At 60.5% G+C, this 16,280-nt stretch carries 13 protein-coding genes and 1 pseudogene; 8 read left to right on the top strand and 6 right to left on the bottom strand.

The window, feature by feature from the left end; genetic code table 11:
- The first annotated feature begins 137 nt into the window (after positions 1 to 137).
- Positions 138 to 2,003, top strand: a complete 1,866-nt coding sequence (locus tag HGP17_RS21180; protein WP_168812421.1) for an ABC transporter ATP-binding protein/permease — start codon at positions 138 to 140, stop codon at positions 2,001 to 2,003.
- Between the two features lie 122 nt (positions 2,004 to 2,125).
- Here the strand turns inward: HGP17_RS21180 and efp are convergent, their stop codons facing one another.
- Positions 2,126 to 2,695: an elongation factor P gene (gene efp, locus HGP17_RS21175; protein ID WP_168812420.1), complete on the bottom strand. Its 570-nt coding sequence runs from the start codon at positions 2,693 to 2,695 to the stop codon at positions 2,126 to 2,128.
- 151 nt (positions 2,696 to 2,846) lie between these two features.
- Here efp and epmA point away from each other — a divergent pair, with 151 nt between their 5' ends.
- The 7 genes from epmA (at position 2,847) to HGP17_RS21140 (ending at position 11,193) form a co-directional block, all read left to right on the top strand.
- On the top strand, positions 2,847 to 3,911 hold the full coding sequence (epmA, locus tag HGP17_RS21170; protein ID WP_168812419.1) for an EF-P lysine aminoacylase EpmA: 1,065 nt from the start codon (positions 2,847 to 2,849) through the stop codon (positions 3,909 to 3,911).
- Positions 3,908 to 4,960 carry a lysine-2,3-aminomutase-like protein gene (locus HGP17_RS21165; protein ID WP_168812418.1) on the top strand — a complete coding sequence of 351 codons (1,053 nt, stop codon included), beginning with the start codon at positions 3,908 to 3,910 and terminating at the stop codon, positions 4,958 to 4,960. The genes epmA and HGP17_RS21165 overlap by 4 nt, the downstream gene beginning before the upstream one ends.
- Before the next feature lie 357 nt (positions 4,961 to 5,317).
- Positions 5,318 to 5,569: an acyl carrier protein gene (locus tag HGP17_RS21160; protein WP_168812417.1), complete on the top strand. Its 252-nt coding sequence runs from the start codon at positions 5,318 to 5,320 to the stop codon at positions 5,567 to 5,569.
- Positions 5,569 to 6,762: an acyl-CoA dehydrogenase family protein gene (locus tag HGP17_RS21155; protein ID WP_168812416.1), complete on the top strand. Its 1,194-nt coding sequence runs from the start codon at positions 5,569 to 5,571 to the stop codon at positions 6,760 to 6,762. The genes HGP17_RS21160 and HGP17_RS21155 overlap by 1 nt, the downstream gene beginning before the upstream one ends.
- A 5-nt stretch (positions 6,763 to 6,767) precedes the next feature.
- Positions 6,768 to 7,676 carry an amino acid--[acyl-carrier-protein] ligase gene (locus tag HGP17_RS21150; protein WP_168812415.1) on the top strand — a complete coding sequence of 303 codons (909 nt, stop codon included), beginning with the start codon at positions 6,768 to 6,770 and terminating at the stop codon, positions 7,674 to 7,676.
- Positions 7,677 to 7,684: 8 nt separating this feature from the next.
- Positions 7,685 to 8,644 (top strand): DUF1839 family protein, encoded by a 960-nt coding sequence (locus HGP17_RS21145; protein ID WP_168812513.1) that lies wholly within the window; start codon positions 7,685 to 7,687, stop codon positions 8,642 to 8,644.
- A gap of 77 nt (positions 8,645 to 8,721) precedes the next feature.
- The gene (locus tag HGP17_RS21140; RefSeq protein WP_168812414.1) at positions 8,722 to 11,193 is read left to right on the top strand and encodes a glycoside hydrolase family 2 protein; all 2,472 of its coding nucleotides are present in this window, start codon (positions 8,722 to 8,724) and stop codon (positions 11,191 to 11,193) included.
- A gap of 21 nt (positions 11,194 to 11,214) precedes the next feature.
- Here HGP17_RS21140 and ugpC read toward each other — a convergent pair whose 3' ends face one another.
- The 5 genes and pseudogenes from ugpC to HGP17_RS21115 form a co-directional block, all read right to left on the bottom strand.
- Positions 11,215 to 12,294, bottom strand: coding sequence for a sn-glycerol-3-phosphate ABC transporter ATP-binding protein UgpC (ugpC, locus tag HGP17_RS21135; protein ID WP_168812512.1), 1,080 nt, complete (start codon positions 12,292 to 12,294; stop codon positions 11,215 to 11,217).
- A gap of 44 nt (positions 12,295 to 12,338) precedes the next feature.
- Positions 12,339 to 13,409 carry a Gfo/Idh/MocA family oxidoreductase gene (locus HGP17_RS21130; RefSeq protein WP_168812413.1) on the bottom strand — a complete coding sequence of 357 codons (1,071 nt, stop codon included), beginning with the start codon at positions 13,407 to 13,409 and terminating at the stop codon, positions 12,339 to 12,341.
- A gap of 6 nt (positions 13,410 to 13,415) precedes the next feature.
- Positions 13,416 to 14,441, bottom strand: coding sequence for a Gfo/Idh/MocA family oxidoreductase (locus HGP17_RS21125; RefSeq protein WP_168812412.1), 1,026 nt, complete (start codon positions 14,439 to 14,441; stop codon positions 13,416 to 13,418).
- 74 nt (positions 14,442 to 14,515) lie between these two features.
- Complete coding sequence (locus HGP17_RS21120) at positions 14,516 to 15,364, bottom strand: carbohydrate ABC transporter permease (protein WP_205926075.1); 849 nt, start codon at positions 15,362 to 15,364, stop codon at positions 14,516 to 14,518.
- Between the two features lie 28 nt (positions 15,365 to 15,392).
- Positions 15,393 to 16,259 (bottom strand): annotated as a pseudogene (locus HGP17_RS21115) (sugar ABC transporter permease); the annotation flags it as partial.
- Positions 16,260 to 16,280 lie beyond the last annotated feature (21 nt).

Here is a 16,280-nt window from a genome sequence, read left to right as displayed (position 1 = left end):
CAAGCTAGTTCCTGGCCTAATTCGGTTCAAGACATGAAACGGTGTATAAGGAACGTGATCGCGCGGATCTGTTGCGAGGATGGACATGAGGGCGTGTGGTGGTTAACTGAGGGGATGTGCGTCGCAGGGAAGTGCTGATGGCAGTTGAAGCGGAAGCTAAGCCGAATAGTCCAGGAAACGAGCAGGTCGGGTATGATTTGAGCCTCTTCTTTCGGCTGAGAATGATGTTCTCCGCCTTCTGGAATTCGCCTGTCCGCTTGAAGATCATTTCGCTTACCGTTGCGCTTTTCGCGATCATCATGATCACCGCCTACGTTCAGGTGCTGCTCAACAGCTGGAACGCGCCTTTTTACGATTCGCTGGCACGGCGCGATATTGCCGCCTTTTTCCACCAGCTCGGCGTCTTCGGCATGATTGCCGGGTCGCTGCTCGTGCTCAACGTGATCCAAGCCTGGCTGAACCAGATGACCGCGCTCTACATGCGCGAGGGGCTGGCGAGAGATCTGGTAAACCAATGGCTGCAGGCCAAGCGCGCGCTTCGCCTCGCTTCCGCCGGGCTGATTGGCGTCAATCCCGACCAGCGCCTGCATGAAGATGCCCGCAATCTCGCGGAAAGTACGACGGGCCTGGCGATCGGTCTCGTGCAGGCGACGATCCTGCTGCTCAGCTTTATCGGCGTGCTTTGGGAACTGTCGAACGGCATGGTCTTCCATTTCAAGGATATGAGCTTCGCCATTCCCGGATATATGGTGTGGGCCGCCATCCTCTATGCCGGCTCGGCGTCGTTCCTCAGCCAGTTTGTCGGACGCCGCCTCGTGCGGCTGAATGCCGATCGCTATTCGAAGGAAGCCGAGCTGCGGTTCGCGCTGATGCATGCCAACGAGCATATGCCGGCAATCACCATTGCCGGCGGCGAAGAGAACGAGCGCCGGCGCATCAATGTCGATATTTCCGCGGTTCTTGCCGTCATTCGTCAGCTCGCCATAGCCAACACCAATCTCACATGGGTTTCCGCCGGCTATGGCTGGCTGGTGCTGATCATCCCCATTCTCGTTGCCGCGCCTGCCTATTTCTCCGGCGGGCTGACGTTCGGCCAGCTGATGGTCGCGGTCGGTGCCTTCAATCAGGTCAACACCGCCCTTCGCTGGTATGTTGCCAATTTCGGACCGATCGCCGAATGGCGCGCCACGCTGATGCGCGTGACCGATTTCCGCAAGGCATTGACGGAGATGGACGACAAGCCGCCGATGCCGCACACGCTCGTCTTCGATGAGGCCGAGCCCGGCACGATGGCGTGGACCGATCTGGAGATTTCGACCAAGACCAGTGACGAGGCCACGGAGAACGGCTTCCGGATCGCCGAGGGCACGGTCACCATCAAGGCCGGCGAGCATGTGATGATCAACGGCGACCATGGCGTCAACCGGCGTCTGTTGTTCGAAGTGCTGGCGCATCAATGGTATAGCGGGTCCGGCACGGTCAGCCTGCCGCCGATGGAAGACATGCTCTTCGTTCCGCATATGCCTTATGTGCCTGGCGGCACGCTGCGGGAGGCGATTTCCTTCCCCGAGGACAGGGATGCCTATGACGATGCCGCTGTCGAGGCCGCCATGGAGCAGGTGGGGCTTGGACGCCTCAAGAATCGTCTTGATACGCAGGCGCGGTGGGATCGTCTGCTGGATACGGAAGAACAGAAGGCCGTCGGATTTGCCCATCTGCTTCTCGCCAAGCCGAAGTGGATCGTTCTAGACGATCCGCTGGAGGGCTTGGAGGTCGAGGTCCAGGCGAAGTTCAGCGCCCTGCTTGCCGAGCTGGCCGACACGACGGTGATCTATATCGGGCGCTCGGATGCCTATGCGCATGCCATGTCGCCGCGCATCCTGCATCTGCAGTCTCTGGCCCCGCACGAGCACAGCATCGAGACCGAAACCCCGACGGCCGAGCCAAGCACGGACAAGGTTGAGACCGAATCGAAGGACGTGAAGGAAGCCAACACGCCCTGACAGGGCTGGCGATGCCTCGAGCTTGTTGGGCTCAATCCCGCATTTATGCGAGTGTGTTTCATCCCAAACAAAAAACGCCCCGTCGACGACGAGGCGTTTTTATGAATTCAAGTGGCTAAGGATCAATCCTTGGCGCGCTCGACATAGGAATTGTCTTCCGTTGCGATGACGACGCGCGTGCCGGCGTTGATGTGCGGCGGCACCAGGGTGCGGATGCCGTTCGACAGGATGGCTGGCTTATAGGACGAGGATGCCGTCTGACCCTTGACGACCGGCTCGGTCTCGGTGATCTCGAGCGTCACGTGGCGCGGCAGCTCGAGCGCGAGCGGGATGCCTTCGTGGATCGACAAGATGCAGGTCATGCCTTCCTGGAGGTAGGCCTTCTGGTCGCCCATGGTTTCGACGTCGACGACGACCTGGTCGTAGGTGGCCGGGTTCATGAAGTGGAAGCCTTCGCCGTCTTCATAGAGGTACTGGAAGTTCACGTCTTCAACGAAGGCGCGCTCGACCTGCTCGGTGGTGCGCCAACGCTCGGACACCTTCACGCCGTCGACGATGCGGCGCATGTCGACCTGGGTGACCGGGGTGCCCTTGCCCGGATGAAAGTTCTGTGCGGTGAGAACGACGTAGAGCTTGCCGTCGACATCGAGAACGTTGCCCTTGCGGACGGAAGAGGCGATGACCTTGACCATAAGACTTCCTTGTAACGCTGCGTTTTGCGTCGTAGAGGGACTGTGAAATGCTCTCCGAGACGCAGCTTTTGTTTGCTTGGGGGCGCAACTACCCTAAATCAATGGAAATTGCCACCCCCCAACGTGGCCGCCGCGCGGAAGAAAGCTAGGAATGAAGCCAAAGACGAGCAAAGCGTCCCCCTGGTGGACCCGCAATGTCCATGCCGACCGGCGGCCGTTCCTCATCGGCCGCAATGCGATTCAGGCGTCCCTTCGTGGCTTTTTCGCTCGCAACGACTTCATCGAGGTCGACACCGCAACGCTGCAGGTCTCGCCAGGCAACGAGGCGCACCTGCATGCTTTCGAAACCGAGGCGCTGACGACTGACGGCAAGGCGCTGCCGCTTTATCTGCACACCTCCCCGGAATTCGCCTGCAAGAAGCTGCTCGCGGCGGGTGAGGAGCGTATCGCCTGCTTTGCCCACGTCTATCGCAATCGCGAGCGCGGACCTCTTCATCATCCGGAATTCACCATGCTCGAATGGTATCGGGCCGGCGAGAGCTATGAGGTTTTGATGGCCGATTGCGGCGCGCTTCTGGCGCTGGCGGCCGAGACTGTCGGGGCAAAGAAGCTGACCTATCGCGGCGCTGAAACCGACCCGTTCGTCACGCCCGACCGCATCAGCGTTGCCGCTGCCTTCGAGCGCTATGCCGGCATCGATCTCTTTGCGTCCATCGGCCTCGATGGATCGACGGACCGGGAGCGTCTTGCGGCGGATATGCGCCAGGCGGGCATTCGCGTTGCCGACGACGACCTCTGGCAGGATCTGTTCAGCCGCGTGCTGGTCGAGAAGATCGAGCCGAACCTCGGCTTCGGTCGCGCTACCATTCTCGACGAATATCCGGTGTCGGAGGCGGCGCTCGCCCGGCCATCCGCCAGAGATCATCGCGTTGCCGAGCGTTTCGAGCTCTATGCCTGCGGCGTCGAGCTTGCCAATGCTTTCGGCGAACTGACCAATGCCGAGGAGCAGCGCCGCCGCTTCGAGATCGAGATGGCGGAAAAGCAGCGGGTCTATGGCGAGACCTATCCGCTGGATGAGGAGTTTCTGGAAGCGCTCGCCGTCATGCCGGAGGCGAGCGGTATTGCACTTGGGTTCGATCGGCTCGTGATGCTGGCGACGGGTGCCTCGCGTATCGAGCAGGTGCTTTGGGCGCCGGTGGCGGAGTTCGATGCATGAATGTGATGCGTCCGATCCGGACTGTCGGCGAGCTTGAAAGGGCCGGGTTGATCGATGCCGATCAGGCCGTTGCGCTGGAAACCGTGGCAGAGCGTTATGCCGTCGCCCTGACGCCATCCGTGATGCGCCTGATCGATCCGACCGACCCCGCCGATCCCATCGCGCGCCAGTTCGTGCCCGATGCGGCCGAATTGATTGTGACATCGGACGAGCGCGCGGATCCGATCGGAGATCACGCGCATAGCCCGGTCGAGGGGATCGTGCATCGTTATCCGGATCGCGTGCTTTTAAAGGCCGTACACGTTTGCCCGGTTTATTGCCGTTTCTGTTTCCGGCGCGAAATGGTGGGGCCGCAGGGCCTCGGCACGCTCGATGGCGAAGCGCTGGACGGGGCATTTGCCTATATTCGCGACCATCAGGAGATCTGGGAGGTAATCCTCACCGGCGGCGATCCGCTTGTGCTCTCTCCGAGACGCCTCGAGGAGATTTTGCGGCAGCTCGCGGATATCGATCATGTGAAGATCGTTCGTTTTCATACCCGCATTCCGGTTGTCGATCCCGCCAAGGTCGATGCAGCGCTGATTTCCGCATTGAAGGTCAGCGGCAAGACGACCTATGTCGCCCTGCATGCCAATCACCCCCGCGAAATGACGGACGAGGCTCGTGCGGCCTGCGCTCGGCTTGTCGATGCGGGGATCGTGCTTGTCAGCCAGTCCGTGCTGTTGAAGGGCGTCAATGACGATCCGGACGTACTGGCCGCCCTGATGAAGGCCTTCGTCGAAACGCGGGTGAAGCCCTATTACCTGCATCATCCCGATCTGGCGCCCGGCACCGGCCACTTCCGCCTATCGATCAAGGAGGGCCAGGCGATCGTCGCAGCCCTGCGCGGTCGCATCTCGGGTCTTTGTCAGCCGACTTATATTCTCGATATTCCCGGCGGCTACGGCAAGGCGGATATCAGCCAGAGTTCGGTGCGTGAATTGCAGGAAGGCTGCTATTCTGTTTCCGACTATCGCGGCGGCGAGCATCTCTATCCGCCGGAAGGATAATTCCTGCGCCGGATCCTATACTTTCGGCGTCGTCATGATTGTGAATGAGGATTTTTGAATAAAACGTGATGGCGAAATTTTGCGCATTAACCTTCTTATGCGCTATACTCTCCCCAAAATCGCTCTGTCCTCATATTCATAAAATTCAATGTTTACGTGTGAGCCGTTGGTTATATGGCTTACACTTGGTAAATTTTAATCAGAAAATTGTTGAATATGGCAATCCTATACAAAGTATAGATCGGCCGCATTTACCACGTCGATTAGCGGAATGTTCTATTTTGCCTGTTACTTCCGTGCACATGATAAGATAGCGTAACTTCGGTTGTGCTGACAATTGCAAGAAGGGACTAGACTATGAACAAGACGATTCGCGATTTGCTGGCCAAGTTTGGTGCGCTTCCCGTTGCTGTCGATCAGATTGAAGATGATGCTGATCTCTATGCGACAGGTCTATCTTCTTTTGCATCCGTACAATTGATGCTTGGCATCGAAGAAGCCTTTGACATCGAGTTTCCCGACAATCTGCTGAACCGCAAGTCCTTCGCGAGTATTGCTGCGATCGAGAAGACAGTCGGTTTGATTCTGGACAGCAGAAAGGTCGCCTGATGACTGCGGCGGTCGCTTTAGCCGAAGTCGGGACAGCCGACCGAGCGGCAGCGCGTGCTGCCCGTGTTGCTGTCATCGCCAGCCAACACGCCGACGCCGTCGATGCCGATGGCCGGTTCCCGCGCGAAGCAGTCGAAGCCATGCGCGCCGAGAAGCTGCTCTCGATCCAGATTCCGGCCGATCTGGGTGGGGAGGGCGCGTCGACAACCGCGATCGCCGAACTGTGCTCGATCCTCGGTCAGGCATGCGCGGCCAGCGCCATGGTTTTCGCCATGCATCAGATCAAGCTGTCGAGCCTGGTCGAGCATGGCGCCGATAGCGAATGGCATCGCGACTTCATGCGCCGCATCGCGAGGGAACAGCTTCTGCTCGCCTCGGCAACGACCGAGGGCGGCATCGGCGGCAATCTGCGCAACAGCATCTGCGCCATCAGGGTCGAAGGCGACACCTGCTACCTGGAAAAAGATGCGACCGTCATTTCCTACGGCGCCCATGCCGACGCCATATTGATTACCTCGCGTAGCCACGCCGAGGCAGCATCCTCCGACCAGGTGCTGACCTGCTTCCTGAAAGATCAGTACGACATCCAGCGTACGGTCGAGTGGAATACGCTCGGCATGCGTGGCACCTGCTCCGACGGCTTTCTCTTCAAGGGAGAGGCACCGGCCAAACAGATCCTGCCCAAGCCGTTTGCCGAGATCGCCGCACAATCGATGCTGGCAAGCTCGCATCTGCTCTGGAGCGGCGTCTGGTACGGCATTGCCGCCGATGCAGTCGCTCGTGCGCAGTCATTCGTGCGTGCCGCCGCCCGCAAGTCTCCTGGTGCGCCGCCGCCCGGCGCCCTGCGTCTGGCCGAAGCCTCCAGCATGCTGCAGATGGTGAAATCCAATGTGGTTGCCGGGCTGAAGGCCTATGAAGAGGCGAAGCTCGATGCGGACCGCCTGTCGTCGATGGCGTTTGCTGTGGCGATGAACAACGTCAAGATCGCCTCGTCCGAGATGATCCTGCCGATCATTAATCACGCGATGCTCATCTGCGGCATCATGGGCTACAAGAACGGTACGCCCTATAGCCTCGGTCGCCATCTGCGCGACGCGCATTCCGCGCAACTGATGATCTCGAACGACCGCATCCTCGGCAATACGTCGACCATGCTGCTCGTCCACAAACAAGACACCAGCCTGTTGGGATAATCGCCATGGATATGCAAGCCTCGTTTCTCGACCGTCTTTTTGATTCCGGTCTTCTGATCGACACCGGCGTTGACGGTCTCTACGGTCGCAGCGGCCAGTTCGAAGACGTCATTTCCGCTTTCGAGCGGCTGATCGACAAGTTCGGCGGCGCAGACGGTGCGGAAGCCATCCGCTTTCCGCCCGGCATGAACCGCGCCTTCTTCGAAACGAGCGGCTACATGAAGAGCTTCCCGCAGCTGGCCGGCACGGTGCACAGCTTCTGCGGCAGCGAGCTCGACCATATGAGCCTGCTGAAGTGCATGGAAGTCGGCGACGACTGGACGAAAGACCAGCAGGCGACCGATATCGTGTTGACGCCCGCTGCCTGCTATCCGCTCTATCCGACCGTCGCCAAGCGCGGGGCATTGCCTGACGACGGTGCCCTCTTCGATCTGCAGTCCTATTGCTTCCGTCATGAGCCCTCCAAGGATCCGGCCCGCCAGCAGCTCTTCCGCATGCGCGAATATGTCTGCATGGGCAGCGAAAAGCATGTGACCGATTTCCGTCAGAGCTGGATGGATCGCGGTATCGAAATGATGAAGGCGGTCGGTCTCGACGTGACGATCGATGTCGCCAACGACCCGTTCTTCGGCCGCGCCGGCAAGATGCTCGCCAACAACCAGCGCGACCAGAATCTCAAGTTCGAGCTGCTGATCCCGATCACCTCGACGACCAATCCGACCGCCTGCATGAGCTTCAACTATCACCAGGATGCCTTCGGCACGAAGTGGGGCCTGAATTTCGCAGACGGCAAAGTCGTGCACACGGCCTGCGTCGGCTTCGGCCTTGAGCGCATTGCACTGGCGCTGTTCCACACCCACGGTCTCGACGTCAAGGCATGGCCCGAGAGCGTGCGCAAGGCGCTGTGGGGCTGATCGCTTCCATGGCCGCCGTGTTTCAGGGACTGGATCCCGCCGCCTACAAGTCCCATGCGTTGCACGACAGTGAACGCATGTGGCCCGAGACGAATTGCTACATCGATCTCTGGATCGAAGTGCTTTCGACGTTGAAGCTGCCGCCGGAAGCTATGCTGGGCTTCACGGTCGGCCAGGATTTCGAGGGTGACCAGTTCACTTTCTTCAAGGCGCCGCTCGAGGATCTGGAAGCGCTCTATGGCGTGCGCTGCACCGAGCTTGCGATCTACGACAAGGTTCAGAACCATGTCGCCGAGCAGATCGGTCGCGGCCGGCTCTGCCTGGTGGAGATGGATTCCTATTTCATGCCCGATACGCAGGGCGTCGGCTATCGCCGCGAACACGGCAAGACGACCGTGGCGATCAACCGGCTCGACATGGAAGGGCGCACGCTCGACTACTTCCACAATGGTGGTTTCTTCCATCTCTCCGGTGAGGATTTCGACGGGCTGTTCCAGTTGCATCTGACGGATGACGATCTGCCGTTTCTGCCTTATACGGAATTCGCCAAGTTTCCCGAGAAAGCGCCGGACGACGCGGCAATCCGAGAGGCGGCCAGACGGCTTTTACCTTTCCATTTCCGTCGTCGCCCGAACGCCAATCCGATCCGCGCTTTTTCGGAAATTTTTCCAACGCAGGTGGAAGCGGTTGCCGAACGGCCTTTCGACTTCTTCCATAAATACGCCTTCAACACGCTGCGTCAGCTCGGCGCCAATTTCGAGCTTGCGGGCAGCCATTTCGACTGGCTCTCGGCCGATTTGTCCGATGCGGCGGGACAAGCGCGGAAAATTTCCGAGGTGTCGAAGTCCGTGCAGTTCCAGCTGGCTCGCGCCGTCACGCGCAAGAAATTCGAGCCGCTGCGCACAGCCCTTGATCCTGCCGCAGATGCATGGGATTCCATGATGAGCGAGCTCGAACGGAAGCTTTGATCGGCTTTCGTTCGATCGCAATAAAGCCGGGTTGTTTCTGAGAATATTGGGGCGGGGGTAATCCCTCGAAAGATGTCATGGGCGGGCGCTTGGCGGATCTCGGCGGTGGAATGGGGCTGAGCGAAGGTTGGAATCTGGTGTTGACGGAGGCGGGCACCTGCCTCCTGCCGTCTGATGTGCCGTTGAACTCAGGCTTCATCCCGGCACCCGTGCCGGGCACGGTCGCGGAAGCCTTGGAAAAAGCTGGCCGTTTCGACCGGGCGAAGCCGCAACCGCTTCACGACCATGACGCCTGGTACATTTGCCGTCTGGTGGATGCGGAAGCTGGCGAGGCGATCTTGCGGCTCGAAGGACTGGCGACGCTTTGCGAAGTCTTCCTCAACGGCCAGCAAATCCTCCTGTCCGAAAGCATGTTCGAAGCGCACGACGTAGCCGTCACCCTGCTTGGCGGCGACGAGTTGGCGCTTTGCTTCCGAGCCCTGGAGCCGAAGCTTTCCGAGCCAGGCCCACGCGCGCGATGGCGGCCGCAGATGATCACGCCACAGGGACTGCGGACGGTGCGCACGACGCTGCTCGGCCACATGCCCGGCTGGTGTCCGGAGGTTCAGGCTATTGGTCCATGGCGGCCGATTTCGCTGCTGCGGCCAAGCGCGCCAGTGATCCGCGATCTCTCCTTGCGGCCGGATTTGCTTGAGAACGGGGAAGGTCGGCTCTACGCCTCGCTTTCGATCGAAGGGGAGATCGGCGAACTCGTACTGAGGTGCGGAGACGCGGAACAAGCCTTCGAGAAGGATGGTCCCGGCCGCTATACCGCGATCCTCAAAATTCCGGATGTAGCGCCCTGGTGGCCGCATACACACGGCACGCCGCAGCTTCATGACATCGCGCTTCTTGTCGATGGTATCGAACATGTGCTCGGGCAGACCGGCTTTCGCAGATTGTCGGTCGATCGTGGCGCCGACGGTGAAGATTTCGCCGTGATCGTCAATGGCGAGCGGATTTTCTGCCGCGGCGCTGTTTGGACCACGGCCGATATCGTGCGCTTGCCCGGCACCCGCGAGGATTACGAAAGCTGGCTGCGGCTGGCTGCTGAGGCCGGCATGAACATGATCCGCATCGGCGGCACCATGGCCTATGAGACGCCGGAGTTTTTCCGCCTGTGCGACGAACTCGGCCTGATGGTCTGGCAGGACTTCATGTTCGCCAATTTCGACTATCCGAAGAACGACGCGGCCTTCAATGCCCATGTCGAAACGGAGGTTTCGCAACTTCTGAGCCGCACGCGCCTCTCGCCTTCGCTGGCGGTCCTTTGCGGCGGCAGCGAAATCCACCAGCAGGCGGCGATGATGGGGCTGCCGGAGCAGTTCTGGAAAAGCCCCGTTGTCGAGGAGATCATCCCGCCGCTGGTGCAGTCGCTCCGGCCGGATGTGCCCTATATCGTCAATTCGCCCTCGGGCGGGCCTATGCCGTTTTCTTCGAACGTCGGCGTGACGCATTATTACGGTGTCGGTGCGTACATGCGGCGGCTCGCCGATGCGCGCCGCGCCGATGTCCGATTCTCCGCCGAGAGTCTGGCTTTCGCGCATGTGCCACAAGCGCGCACGCTGGGTCAGCATCTCCCGGTTCCGGCAGTTCATAGCCCGCTATGGAAAGAGCGTGTGCCTCGTGACCGCGGTGCCTCCTGGGATTTCGAGGATGTGCGCGATCATTATCTTCAGGAGCTTTACGGCTTCGAACCAAACCGGCTGCGGCGAGAAGATCCGGACCTCTATCTCAACCTTTCTCGGGCCGTAACCGGCGAAGTGGTTGAGGAGATCTATGCCGAATGGCGTCGGCACGGCTCCGGCTGCAACGGCGCGCTGGTCTGGACGCTGCAGGACCTGCTTCCCGGTGCCGGCTGGGGCGTGATCGATTCAACCGGAGAGCCAAAGCCGGTCTGGTATGGGCTGCGCCGCGCTTTTCGGCCGGTGCAGGTGCTGTTGACCGACGAGGGCACCAACGGCCTCGACGTGCATGTCATCAACGAAAGTGAATCAGCGCTCGAGCTAACCGTCGAGGTTTCCTGCCTGCGCGACGGTCGCCAGATCGTCGTGGGTGGTGGCCGCGATCTAGTGCTCGAAGCGCGCAGCAAGCAAAAGATAGCCTGCACTGAATTGTTCGGCGCCTTCTTCGATACGACCTATGCCTTCCGTTTCGGGCCGCCGTCGCATGATGTCACGGTCGCGCGGCTGACGGCGTCGGCAACCGGTGCCCTGATCGCTCAGGCCTTCTACTTTCCGCTTGGGCGCACCAAGGCGTTTCACGATGCCGAGATCACCGCGTCGGCGGTGCAGGAGGGCGAGGACTGGTTCCTTGATCTCAGTGCCGACCGGCTGGCGCAATCGGTGCAGGTCGATCTGGAAGCTTATCGGGCCGAGGACGACTGGTTCCATCTTGCGCCCGGCAACAACCGCCGCATCCGGCTGCATCGGCGAGACGGGATACCCGCCGATGCCATTCCATCCGGCCAGATTCAAGCCATCGGCAGCCGGCGGATCGTCGAGGTCTGATCGATCCGCAGGCCACTGTTGTTACAGCGTCGCGCCGTCCGGGCCGAACAGGTGGCAGCGTTCGGGATCGATGTGAATGCTCACCGTTTCGCCGGCGCGGATAGTCTGCTGGTCTTCCAGCGCCACCGTCAGCGCCTGGCCGCCATGCAGCGTGACATAGAGGATCGTCTGGCCGCCGAGATGCTCGACGAGATCGACGCGGGCACTGCCGAGCCCGACGCCGCGATCGCCGACGTTCAAATGCTCCGGGCGGGCGCCGAGAGTGACGGGTTGTCCGGGCTGCAGGCCGCCTAGCCGGCGCGGCAGGCGCACTGTCTGGCTGGCGAGGTCGATGACGGCGGAACCGTCGTCGGAAGCGACGATCTTTGCATCGAGGAAGTTCATCTTCGGCGAACCGATGAAGCCGGCGACGAACTTGTTCTTCGGTTTGTTGTAGAGGTCGAGGGGAGCGCCGACCTGCTCGATCTTGCCGCCATTGAGCACGACGATCTTGTCGGCCATCGTCATGGCCTCGGTCTGGTCGTGGGTCACGTAGATCATGGTGTTGCCGAGCCGCTGGTGCAGGCGGGCGATCTCGACGCGCATCTGCACGCGGAGTTCAGCGTCGAGATTCGATAGCGGCTCGTCGAAGAGGAAGATGTTGGGCTCGCGCACGATGGCGCGGCCGATGGCGACACGTTGGCGCTGACCGCCGGACAGCTGTTTCGGCTTGCGCTGGAGAAGCTGGGTAATCTGCAGAACCTCGGCCGCCTTCTCTACGCGCGGATGGATATCCTGTTTCTTCATGCCCGCGGTTTCGAGGCCGAAGGCGAGGTTCTTGTAGACGGTCATATGCGGGTAAAGCGCATAGGACTGAAAAACCATGGCGATGCCGCGCTTGGAGGCGGGGACATCGTTCATGCGGCTGCCGTCGAGATAAAGGCCGCCACCGGAAATCGGCTCGAGCCCCGCGATCATGCGCAGGAGAGTGGACTTGCCGCAGCCGGAGGGGCCGACGAAGACGGTGAATTCACCCGGCTCGATTTCCAGGTCGATCCCGTGAACCACCTGAAGCTCGCCATAGCGCTTGATAACCTTCTGCAGCGATACGCTTGTCGCCATGGGCGCTTCCTCCTTGTTGGTTCTGATGGCTCGCGCGGCAACGTTCATGCCGGCCTCCAGCTCTTGTATTTTTTGGCTTCCGGCCCGACGGGGAAGCGGACTTCGGTGCGTGTTTCCGACGATTCGTAGAACGCGGTGACCAGCTCCAGCGCCTGGCGGGCATCGGCCGATGTTACCGGCAACGGACCACCGGAGACCAGTGCTTCGTGGAACAGCTTCATCTGTGTGTTGAAGCGGTTCGGGATCGGCGACCAGTTGGCGAGCAGCGCATCGATCTTTGCGCCGATCTCGTCATTGGCGGGGACGATCTTCCAGGGGTCCTGACCGGGGCTGTAGGGCTCGTGGTTGCTTTCGATCAGCACGTTTTCGAAGGCGAGGCGCAGGCGGCTGATCTGTTCCTGCGAGCCGAGCGTGGCGCTGATGGTGGCGAGCGCGCCGTTTTCCATCAGCAGGCTGGCGCTGGCGCAATCCTCGACTTCGATATCGTTGACGCGGGTAGCGACGCGGCCGAAGAGGCCTGCGATCGGTCCCATCAGATAGGTCAGCATGTCGTGCAGGTGGATCGAATGGGTCATCAGCACGCCGCCGAGTTCGGTCTCCCATTTGCCGCGCCAAGGGACTGCATAATAATCGGCGCCGCGCACCCAATGCGTTTCCGACGTCGCGACATAGGGCTTGCCGGCAAGGCCCGAAGCGATGATGCGCTTGGCCTTCTGGATGCCGTCGCCGTAGCGATACTGGAAGATCGGCATCAGCCGGCCCTTGGCCGTCTTTTCTGCGGCGATGACGGCATCGACATCGGCGAGCGATCCGACGAGCGGCTTTTCGCAGACCACATGCTTGCCGGCTGATAATGCCTGCATAATCAGCTGAAAATGCGAGCCGGGGGGCGTGCAGATGTCGATGATGTCGATATCGGGCATGGCGAGGACTTCGGAGAAATCCTTGACGCGCTTGGCGATGCCGAATTCGTCACCGACCGCATTGAGGCGTTCCTCGTTCAGATCGCAGAGGACGGCGACTTCGTAGCGATCGGAGTGCGGGAGATAGCCTTCGGTAATGTGGGAGCGGCCGATGCCGAGGCCGATGATCGCGACTTTCTTGATGTCGGACATATCGGGTTACCTCTGAATGTTCTTGAGGGATGTTGCCTCGGCAAGCGCCTGCGCCTTCAGCGCCAGCTCCATCGCCTTGAAGCAATGTTCCTGGCCCATCGCCGTTTCGGTGCGGTCTCTTATGTCGGCGGCAAGCTGGCGACCGTAAGGAAGGTCGAAGCCGGTGCAGTCGACATGCTGCATGCCCTTGCGGTCGGTGAGGAAGAGGTGATCGGTGCCGGGGCGACCGGCAACGTCGATATATTTGCGCAGCTCGATCGTGCCTTCGGTGCCGACGATGAAGAGGCGGCCGTCGCCCCAGGTGGAAAGACCGTCCGGCGTAAACCAGTCGACGCGGACATAGCCGGTCACATCAGGCGTGCGCAGGTGGAAATCTCCGTAGTCCTGCAGGCCCGGTGTTTCGGGATTGGCGCGGTTGGAAACGGTCGCCGACAGCACTTCAGCCTCAAGGGAGTCCGCGAAGAACAGGAACTGCTCGCATTGATGCGAGGCGATGTCGGTGATGATGCCGCCATACCGCTTGCGGTCGAAGAACCAGTCCGGCCGGGTCTGCTTGCGCAGCCGGTGTGGCCCGAGGCCCGTCGTGTGGATGACCTTGCCGATGGCGCCTGATTTCACCAGCTCACCGGCCTTGACGGTCGATGCCGTCTCGAAATGCTCGGAGTAGAGGATGGAAACGATACGTTTGGTCTCGGCCTGCACTTTCTTGACATCCGCGAGCTGATCGAGCGTCACCATGCCGGGCTTGTCGAGCATCACATCCTTGCCGTGGCGCATGGCCTCGATGGCAAGTCCGGCGCGTTCGCTTGAGATTGCGGCGCTGACGATCAGCGCGATGGAGCTGTCCTCCAGGATCTCTCTTTTGTCGGCGATACGTTTCGCCTGCGGGAAGCGGTCGGCGAAGACGGCGGCGAGCTCGTCCTCCACGGCATGGAAGGCGACGAGTTCGGCGCCGGCCCGCAGCATGACGTTGACCTGGCCGTAAATGTGATCGTGATTGAGGCCGATGGCGGCAAAGCGCAGCGCGCTCATGCGACATTTCCTTTCAATGGGTTTCTTTGGCTACGATCCCGAACCTTGGGTATTCGGGACCGCAGAGTTTGTGATCAGCGCTTGAGGCCAGCGGTCGCGATACCGTCGATCAGCAGCCTCTGGAAGAAGAGGAAGATCAGGAAGACCGGGATCAGCGACAGGCTGGACATGGCGAACAGGCTGCTCCAGTCAGAACTTCCGGTGGAGTCCACGAAGGACCGCAAACCGAGCTGCACCGTGTAGGTGTTGATGTCGGAAAGGTAGATCAGCGGGCCGAAGAAATCGTCCCATGTCCAGATGAAGGAGAAGATGGCGGCCGTCGCCATGACCGGCAGCGACAAAGGCAGCATGATGCGCCAATAGATGCGCCACGGGCTGCAGCCATCCATCATGGCGGCCTCATCCAGTTCGCGTGGAATGCCGCGGAAGAACTGCACCATCAGGAAGATGAAGAAGGCGTCGACCGCGAGGAATTTCGGCACGACGAGCGGCAGCATCGTCTTCACCCAGCCGAGCTTCAGGAAGAGGATATATTGCGGGATGAGCGTGACGTGATAGGGCAGCATCAGCGTGCCGAGCATCAGCGCGAACCAGAAATTCTTGCCCCAGAAATTGAGCCGCGCGAAGGCGTAGGCGGCCAGCGAGCAGGACATGACATTGCCGATGACCGAAAGCACGGCGATGACCGCCGAATTCCAGACGAAGGTGCCGAAGGTGACCTGGCCGCCGAACCAGCCGCGGGCATAGGCGCTGAAATCGAATTGCGACGGGATCAGCGATGCCGTGCCGAAGATCTCGTTCTGGTCCTTGATCGAGCCCGAGAGCATCCACAGCAGCGGATAGAGCATCACGATTGAGGCAGCGATCAGAGCGACATGAATAAGGACGGAGAGGAACCAGGGCCGCTCGCGCGGCGGCTTCATGTCCTCGGCGAAATGTGTGAGTTTCGCGTCAGTCATCGTAGTGAACCCAATAACGAGCGGAGAGGAAGGAGAAGGCGGTAAAGATGGCGATAATGACAACCAGAACCCAGGCGAGCGCGGCCGCGTAGCCCATGCGGAAATAGCCGAAGGCTTCCTGGTAGAGATAGAGCGTGTAGAACAGCGTCGAGTCGATCGGGCCGCCGGTGCCGGAAGAAATCACATAGGCCGGCGTGAAAGCCTTGAAGGCGTCGATCGTCTGGACGACGGAATTGAAGAAGATCACCGGGGTCAGGAGCGGCAGAGTGATCTTGAAGAAAATCCGCGCCTTGGAGGCACCGTCGAGGCTGGCGGCCTCGTAGAGATCCGTCGGGATCTGCCTCAGGCCGGCCAGAAAGATGATCATCGGCGAGCCGAACTGCCATATGGCGAGAATGACCAGCGTGTAGAGCGAATAGTCCGGATTGGAGATCCAGCTCGGCCCGTTGATGCCGAAGGCGTACCAGAGCAAGGTATTGACGATGCCATCCGCATCGAAGATCTGCCGCCACAACACGGCAATGGCAACGCTGGAGCCGAGCAGTGATGGTAGGTAGAAAATGGCGCGATAGACCGGCAGGCCCTTGATGCCGCGGTTGAGCAGCAAAGCCACCATCAGCGCGAAAGCGAGCTTCAGGGGTACCGAGCAGACGACGTAGAACAGCGTTACCTTCATCGACGACAGGAATTTGTCGTCTGCCGTGGCGATCCGCACGTAATTGTCGATGCCGACGAGGTTTGGCGACTGCAGAAGATTGTAGTCGGTGAACGACAGATAGAGCGATGCGATCGCCGGGCCCAAGGTCAGGCCGAAGAAGCCGATGAACCACGGCAGAAGAAAGAGGTAGCCGGGCGCGTTGCGCGCGAATGCGCCTGGCGC

The organism is Rhizobium sp. P38BS-XIX (assembly GCF_012641435.1).
In the GTDB taxonomy this organism is placed as follows: domain Bacteria; phylum Pseudomonadota; class Alphaproteobacteria; order Rhizobiales; family Rhizobiaceae; genus Rhizobium.
Note: the sequence above shows the minus strand (reverse complement) of the source record. Positions and strands in the feature narration are given on the sequence as shown.